This is a genomic window from Saccharibacter sp. 17.LH.SD (assembly GCF_009834805.1).
In the GTDB taxonomy this organism is placed as follows: Bacteria; Pseudomonadota; Alphaproteobacteria; order Acetobacterales; family Acetobacteraceae; genus Saccharibacter.
On sequence record NZ_WVHO01000003.1, the window covers coordinates 23,440 to 29,462 of the forward strand.

Consider the following 6,023-nt stretch of genomic DNA (forward strand, 5'->3'; position numbering starts at 1 on the left):
CTAGCGAACTGATGGAATATTCTGCAACCCACAGAGGATATTCTCCTGACCGGAAGGATTTTTGCGTGTTGCCACATAGCTCCCCCCAAGAGACCCAGAATATAGCGGAACGTTTGCCTTTGTTGCGTCGTCGGGCACAGCTGGTGAAAGCAGTGCGCGCTTTTTTCGATGGGCGGGGCTATTTAGAAGTAGAGACACCATATCTCGTGCCAACACCTGGAGAGGAAGTGCATTTGCGGTGTTTCCGCTCCATATGGGAATGGCCAGATGGAGGGCAAGAGACACGCTTTCTGCATACGAGCCCTGAGTTTGCGATGAAGCGTCTCGTCGCCGCTGTGAAACAGCCTCTCTATCAATTGGCGCGTGTGTGGCGGAATGGGGAGAAAAGCAACACTCATGTGCCTGAGTTTACAATGCTGGAATGGTACCGGCCTCAGGCATCTCTTTTCTCACTCATGGATGAAACAGAAGAGCTGTTGCGCAGCGTATTGCCTCCTTTCCTGCGTGTGGGGGGCCGTTACATAGATTTGAAAGCACCTTTTGAGCGTTTAACCATGCAAGAAGCTTTCCAGCACTATGTGGGCGTCGATCTTTTGGGGACGGCTAATGATGTGGTTGCTTTAGCTGAGCAGGCGAAGGTCTCTCTTAGAGAAAAAGAGACATGGGAAGATTTGTTTTTCCGTCTTCTCTTGGAGAAAATTGAACCGAATATTGGTCGGGACCGGCCGACATTTTTAACCCATTGGCCGTCAGAGCAGGCGGCTTTGGCGCAGCGTGACCCTATGGATTCGCGTGTTGCATTACGTTTTGAATTATATGCAGGTGGTCTTGAGCTTGCGAATGCCTTCGAGGAGTTGACGGATGCGCAGGAACAAAGACAGCGTTTTGAAGAAGATCGACACAGGCGTTTGGAATTAGCTCCGGATCAGGACTGGGCGATTGATGAAGCTTTCTTGCGTGCGTTACCGGTCATGCCGCCAACATCAGGTATTGCTTTGGGGTTTGATCGGTTGGTGATGCTTGCGACGGGGGTGCCACGGCTAGATGAGATTTTGTGGTTAACCTGACAATAAATTTAGCTGTCTTTTTGCGGATGATTGACCACTTAAGGAGTAGGGCTATGAAGAGAAAATGATTTTTCTTACCCTGAGCGGAGAGAGTGTTTTGCGTCTGGACGATACCATACCGTAATGAGGGGGAAAGCCAGTGGGTGTATTGTGGGATCATACAATATATAAAGGTGCGCGACGTAGTCTTTGGTGTGTAGGGGCATTCGCTATTCTAACAGGATGTGCGTCAAAGCCAGATCTACAACAAAAGAATGTCCTCAATTCTATGATTGGACAGTCGACAGTTGATGTCCTACGTCGATTTGGTGTGCCGGCACGTGATTATCGGGCACAGGGTCATGAATTCTTGGGCTATATCCAAACGGAAACGGAATATTCACCTGGAACACCTGATTGGGGCTGGGGTTGGGGTGGCGGCTATGGCTACGGATATGGTAGTGGCTGGGGGATGGGACCAGGTGGCTGGGGCGGAGGCTTCCCACCGACATATTCAAGCACGACATGTCAAACAACATTTGAGTTGGTGAATGATCGTGTAACCGGTTGGACATTGCGGGGAGACGGCTGTTGATTGGGATACGACATCGTGGAAGGGCCCGTATAATGGGGATCGTCCTCCTTTTAGGTGGGGGAGGGTGCAGCCATCAGAGTCCAGATCGGCAGGATATGTATTTTACACGTCCGTCAGGCTACAGCGAAGTTATGCCGCGGGCGAAGAGCATTGAGCGGGAGTTCGTCCCTTCTAAGGATGGTGAATCCCCTAACAGCCCGGTCGCGTATCACGTTACACCTTCTGTTTCTTATGAAGATCGCACATTGGACGAAAATTTAGCATCGTCTTTGGAAAATGCTGATTATTATCGTGCGGTGAAACGCGCTGGTTGGCAGCGTTGGCTGCAAGCAGAGGGGCCATATACGGTGTTGGCCATCTCTGATGATGCGCTTGAGGCGCATGTGAAAGAGTGGCCGGGACGGTGGGATGCGCCCGAAAACCATGCTCGTTTAGTAAGGCTCATCGGTCAAACGATCCTCGTTGGGAAATGGGATCTTCCTACCCTCATTAAACAGGCCCGTCGTCACAATGGAGTGGTTACGGTGACGACATTTAATGGCACTCATCTTGCGTTGCAGTTGCTTTCATCATCGGGTGACATTGCTCTGCAAGATGAAGGGCACGAGTTCCATGTAATGGGTAAGGGTTTCCCGCAGTCTAATGGTATGTTGTATATGATTGATACGGTCTTACCGTATTAGGTTCAGACGGAACTCAACTCCTTAATTTCCCTCCACCTTCTGTTAAGTGAGCAGGGTTTGCAGTGTAGAAATGCGCGCAAGATCCTGGCCATCAAGAGTAAGAGGGATTCCCAAAAAATCGGCACCGGCATCAATAGCCTCCTGCGCTGTTTCTTGGTTTGTTACGGAATCAGCAACGGATGGAAGCTCTGCCATAAAGCTCCATTGTGTAATGGCTAAAGTTTCTTCAGCTGGAAATGCTACGTAATCAGCACCGTGTTCTCCGGCGTGCATGGCATCATCAAGTGTTGTGCAGGAGCAGCCAATCTGGAGGTTGTTGCGTTTTGTACTGTGAATATTGGACAGGGCTTTGAGCTCATGAGACGACGGCAAGTGTAAACCATCAATTTTGTCGAGGGGGAGAGACGGAAGCAAAATCGTGCTTGTTGGTGCAAGAATGAGAGCGACATTGTGAGGGTGGAGTAGAGCGGTCAGTTGAGTCATGAATGTTGTTTCTGGTGCTGTATCACAGCAGAGACGAAGTGCCGTCACGCTCTCAATTTGAAGAATATCCGGCAAGGTGGAGAGCACGGTTGCAGGGTCGTGCTGTACAGGTAGGGTGAGATACAAGTCACACACAGTGTCCAATTCTGGATCACGTGGTGATGTAGTAGGGTGAGTATTCATCGGAGAGCCTGTCCTAAAGTTAAGGTGGAGGGTCGATAAGGGAAGAGTCTTTTTTCCCACTCTTTGGGCAAGACCGAACGCATGTCGCGGCAAACGACTCCGTCTATTCCACGTTCAAGTGCTTCTAGCGCTAAAGCTGTCGAGGCACCGCAATCTAAAATAGACGTGACATTATATGGACGAATGACTTCTTGCCACCAAGGAATGCCAAAACTGCAGCCTGCATGTGGTGGTGAAATGATCGTGAATTCATAAGGGGTTGTGTGATCAATAAGTGCTGTGAGTGCTTTTTGAGAAGAAATACAGATAAAGGGGGACGGAAAAAGAGCGAACATGCTTGACGCTTTGCAGAGATCAGTCATCCTGACAATTATGGATGCAATGGAGGAGGAAGATAGAGGGTGAGTGCGGAGAAGAAACAACCTTTCAATGAGCAAAAAATAGCCAACCCGGTTGAACGCCTTGAAGAGGCATTAGGGCGTCTTGGTTTTGCGTTGGAGCAGAAAGAAAAACAAGCGCAAAAGCAAGATCAAGAAAATAAGGCACGATTGAAACTATTATCGGAACGTGTTGAACACTTGGAATCACGGCTGACGGCTCTTCTGGGTGATACAAGCGCAGCAAAAGAGGAGTAATTATGGGGCAGATTACAGTACCAATTGGCGGTGCGCGTTATGTTGTTGGCTGCCGGGATGGAGAAGAGCAGCATGTTAATCGGTTGGTAAAAGAGGTTGAAAGACGGCTCAATCAAGTTCGCGCTAATCTTTCGCCTGTGGGGGAGGGGCATGCACTCTTCCTGACAACATTGCTTCTCGCTGATGAATTATATGAGGCGGCTCAAGGGCAGATAAGTGATGGTGCCAAGAAAACGCTTCGGCAAGCTGAGGATATCCTTGCTGAAAAAGAGCGGAATGCAACACGTTTAGGGCAGCTTGTAGAACTGGCAGAACGTTTAGTGAAACGTGTGGATGGTGGTGAGGCTGAGGGACAAAAAGTGGCCGCGGATGTAAAGTAGTCGCTTTTCCCAGTAAAGGGGGATAGTGCTTATGGCCTCAGCCTTGAACTTCCTGAGTAAGAGTGCCATATGAGCGAAGGAGCTGCCCGGTTTGTCAGGCGACATCACACCCCCGGGCCGATAATCACTTCCTCGGGAGCTGGCTCTGTCGTGGCCCTGGCCACGTTATCTGGCGCCCACCTGTTTGAGCAGGTCTAGGAGGGTTGATAAAAGGACCAACGGCTGCGGTGGCTCCACCTATGTCTTCACTTTCTCTTGATCATCAGAAGAAAGAATTACGGCGTCTTTTGCGCGCCCAAAGAGCGGCACCATTGCCGCGGCATAATCGACAGATCATCCAGAAAATATTTTATCTTCTTCGGCGTCTAGGGGCGCGGAGGGTGGCGGCTGTTTGGCCTCTTCCAGGTGAGATAGATTTGCGTCCTTTGTGTTTCCAGGCGGATCGCGCTGGCTATCGCGTTTTGTTGCCAGAGGCCCCGCCGATAGGGCAGCCCCTACATTTCCGTTTTTGGCGGCCTTCGTCGCCTTTGAGGCAGGGGCGGTTTGGTACGTCATATCCCGCTGGGCCGCGGGAAGAGCCTGATGTGATTCTGGTTCCCATGTTGGCGTTTGATCGTCACGGAGGGAGGATAGGCTACGGGGGAGGGTATTATGACCGTACATTGGACCTATGGTCGCACAAACCATCAATCGGTTATGCTCTCGCTCAGCAGGAACAACCATTAGTGCCAATGGACCGTTTTGATCAGCGTTTGACGTATATAGTGACAGAGCGTGAAATCATTCATCCAGAAAGTGTTGATGTAAATTATAGAATGTAAGGGCGACCATTGAGACTACTTTTTCTTGGGGACATTGTTGGGCGCAGCGGGCGGGAAGCCGTGTTGGCGGGGCTTCCACGTTGGCGCGATGAGTTGAAGCTTGATCTTGTTGTGGTGAATGCTGAAAATGCATCACATGGGTTCGGTCTATCGCCTCAAATTGCCCGTGACCTTCTAGAGGGCGGGGTCGATGCCATTACATTAGGCAATCATGCGTGGGATCGTCGTGATCTCATTGGCCAGATTGATCAATTTTCTCAAATTGCCCGCCCTCTAAATTATCCCGTTGGAACGCCTGGGCGCGGAAGTTGCGTGATCAATATATCGCGAGAGCGGAAGGTGTTGGTCGTTAATGTTATGGGGCGTATTTTCATGGATCCCCTTGATGATCCCTTTCGGGCAGTTGAGCAGCTTCTTTCACAACATCGTTTAGGTGTCACCGTGCAAGCCATCATCATTGATGTGCATGCTGAAACGACAAGTGAGAAAATGGGGTTCGGCCATTTCTTCGATGGGCGTGCCTCTTTGGTTGTGGGGACACATACGCATATACCGACGGCAGATCATCGTATTTTGCCCAAGGGAACCGCCTATCAAACGGATGCGGGTATGTGTGGTGATTATGACAGTATCATCGGGATGGAGAAGGGGAATGCATTACGGCGTCTTCTCAAGAAAGTCCCTACAGAACGCTTCCAACCGGCAATGGGTACTGCAACAGTCTCTGGTTTGATGGTGGAAACTGACGATAAAACCGGCCTTGCGCTTAAGGTTTGCCCATTTCGGCAGGGGGGAGACCTGTCGCCTTACCTGCCTAATTTTTAAGAAATGTGCATTTTTTTGATTAGAATCGATTGACGGTTTTTGAGTGTAGTGTATAAGGCGCTTCACCGGCGGCGCTGGGGCGGAAGTTCTGGGGTTGTTTGGTAGTGATCTTTGAGAATTGAAGAGAGACTGGAAGGGATATGTTGGCGGCGTTTTAGTGGTAGATTATCGCTAGGATGTCATGGCTGATATATTTCTGATGTAAGAATTAGAGATGCTTTATTTGCTATGTGCGTTTTGGTTGGATTGAACCTGAGAGTTTGATCCTGGCTCAGAGCGAACGCTGGCGGCATGCTTAACACATGCAAGTCGCACGAACCTTTCGGGGTTAGTGGCGGACGGGTGAGTAACGCGTAGGAACCTATCCATGGG

General features: G+C 50.1%; 9 protein-coding genes, 1 rRNA gene and 1 other RNA gene. 9 read left to right on the plus strand and 2 right to left on the minus strand.

What is annotated here, in order from left to right:
• The first annotated feature begins 11 nt into the window (after window positions 1–11).
• The 3 genes from epmA to GS501_RS01045 all read left to right on the plus strand — a co-directional run bounded on the left by epmA (window position 12) and on the right by GS501_RS01045 (window position 2,324).
• Window positions 12–1,067, plus strand: coding sequence for an EF-P lysine aminoacylase EpmA (epmA, locus tag GS501_RS01035; protein WP_160830046.1), 1,056 nt, complete (start codon window positions 12–14; stop codon window positions 1,065–1,067).
• Window positions 1,068–1,206: 139 nt separating this feature from the next.
• Window positions 1,207–1,641 carry a hypothetical protein gene (locus GS501_RS01040; RefSeq protein WP_370517892.1) on the plus strand — a complete coding sequence of 145 codons (435 nt, stop codon included), beginning with the start codon at window positions 1,207–1,209 and terminating at the stop codon, window positions 1,639–1,641.
• Window positions 1,642–1,673: 32 nt separating this feature from the next.
• Window positions 1,674–2,324, plus strand: a complete 651-nt coding sequence (locus tag GS501_RS01045) for a fasciclin domain-containing protein (RefSeq protein WP_160830047.1) — start codon at window positions 1,674–1,676, stop codon at window positions 2,322–2,324.
• Between the two features lie 42 nt (window positions 2,325–2,366).
• On the opposite strand, the gene GS501_RS01050 is transcribed toward GS501_RS01045, so the two are convergent.
• Window positions 2,367–2,990 (minus strand): thiamine phosphate synthase, encoded by a 624-nt coding sequence (locus tag GS501_RS01050; protein WP_160830048.1) that lies wholly within the window; start codon window positions 2,988–2,990, stop codon window positions 2,367–2,369.
• On the minus strand, window positions 2,987–3,325 hold the full coding sequence (locus GS501_RS01055; RefSeq protein ID WP_160830049.1) for a hypothetical protein: 339 nt from the start codon (window positions 3,323–3,325) through the stop codon (window positions 2,987–2,989). The genes GS501_RS01050 and GS501_RS01055 overlap by 4 nt, the downstream gene beginning before the upstream one ends.
• A gap of 66 nt (window positions 3,326–3,391) precedes the next feature.
• Here GS501_RS01055 and GS501_RS01060 point away from each other — a divergent pair, with 66 nt between their 5' ends.
• The 6 genes from GS501_RS01060 to GS501_RS01085 all read left to right on the plus strand — a co-directional run.
• Window positions 3,392–3,625 carry a hypothetical protein gene (locus tag GS501_RS01060; protein ID WP_160830050.1) on the plus strand — a complete coding sequence of 78 codons (234 nt, stop codon included), beginning with the start codon at window positions 3,392–3,394 and terminating at the stop codon, window positions 3,623–3,625.
• Window positions 3,626–3,627: 2 nt separating this feature from the next.
• The gene (gene zapA, locus GS501_RS01065) at window positions 3,628–4,005 is read left to right on the plus strand and encodes a cell division protein ZapA (protein ID WP_160830051.1); all 378 of its coding nucleotides are present in this window, start codon (window positions 3,628–3,630) and stop codon (window positions 4,003–4,005) included.
• A 76-nt stretch (window positions 4,006–4,081) separates the two neighbouring features.
• Window positions 4,082–4,243: non-coding RNA, 6S RNA (gene ssrS / locus GS501_RS01070), on the plus strand.
• Window position 4,244: 1 nt separating this feature from the next.
• Window positions 4,245–4,826, plus strand: a complete 582-nt coding sequence (locus tag GS501_RS01075) for a 5-formyltetrahydrofolate cyclo-ligase (RefSeq protein WP_160830052.1) — start codon at window positions 4,245–4,247, stop codon at window positions 4,824–4,826.
• A gap of 9 nt (window positions 4,827–4,835) precedes the next feature.
• Window positions 4,836–5,651, plus strand: coding sequence for a TIGR00282 family metallophosphoesterase (locus GS501_RS01080; protein WP_160830053.1), 816 nt, complete (start codon window positions 4,836–4,838; stop codon window positions 5,649–5,651).
• Window positions 5,652–5,899: 248 nt separating this feature from the next.
• Window positions 5,900–6,023, plus strand: a 16S ribosomal RNA gene (locus tag GS501_RS01085); the annotation flags it as partial.

What these genes read in the sequence shown, in the direction of transcription:
- epmA (WP_160830046.1), top strand. Translation starts at nt 12, where the DNA reads ATGGAATATTCTGCAACCCACAGAGGATATTCTCCTGACCGGAAGGAT.
- GS501_RS01045 (WP_160830047.1), top strand. Translation starts at nt 1,674, where the DNA reads ATGGGGATCGTCCTCCTTTTAGGTGGGGGAGGGTGCAGCCATCAGAGT.
- GS501_RS01050 (WP_160830048.1), bottom strand. Translation starts at nt 2,990, where the DNA reads ATGAATACTCACCCTACTACATCACCACGTGATCCAGAATTGGACACT.
- GS501_RS01055 (WP_160830049.1), bottom strand. Translation starts at nt 3,325, where the DNA reads ATGTTCGCTCTTTTTCCGTCCCCCTTTATCTGTATTTCTTCTCAAAAA.
- zapA (WP_160830051.1), top strand. Translation starts at nt 3,628, where the DNA reads ATGGGGCAGATTACAGTACCAATTGGCGGTGCGCGTTATGTTGTTGGC.
- GS501_RS01075 (WP_160830052.1), top strand. Translation starts at nt 4,245, where the DNA reads ATGTCTTCACTTTCTCTTGATCATCAGAAGAAAGAATTACGGCGTCTT.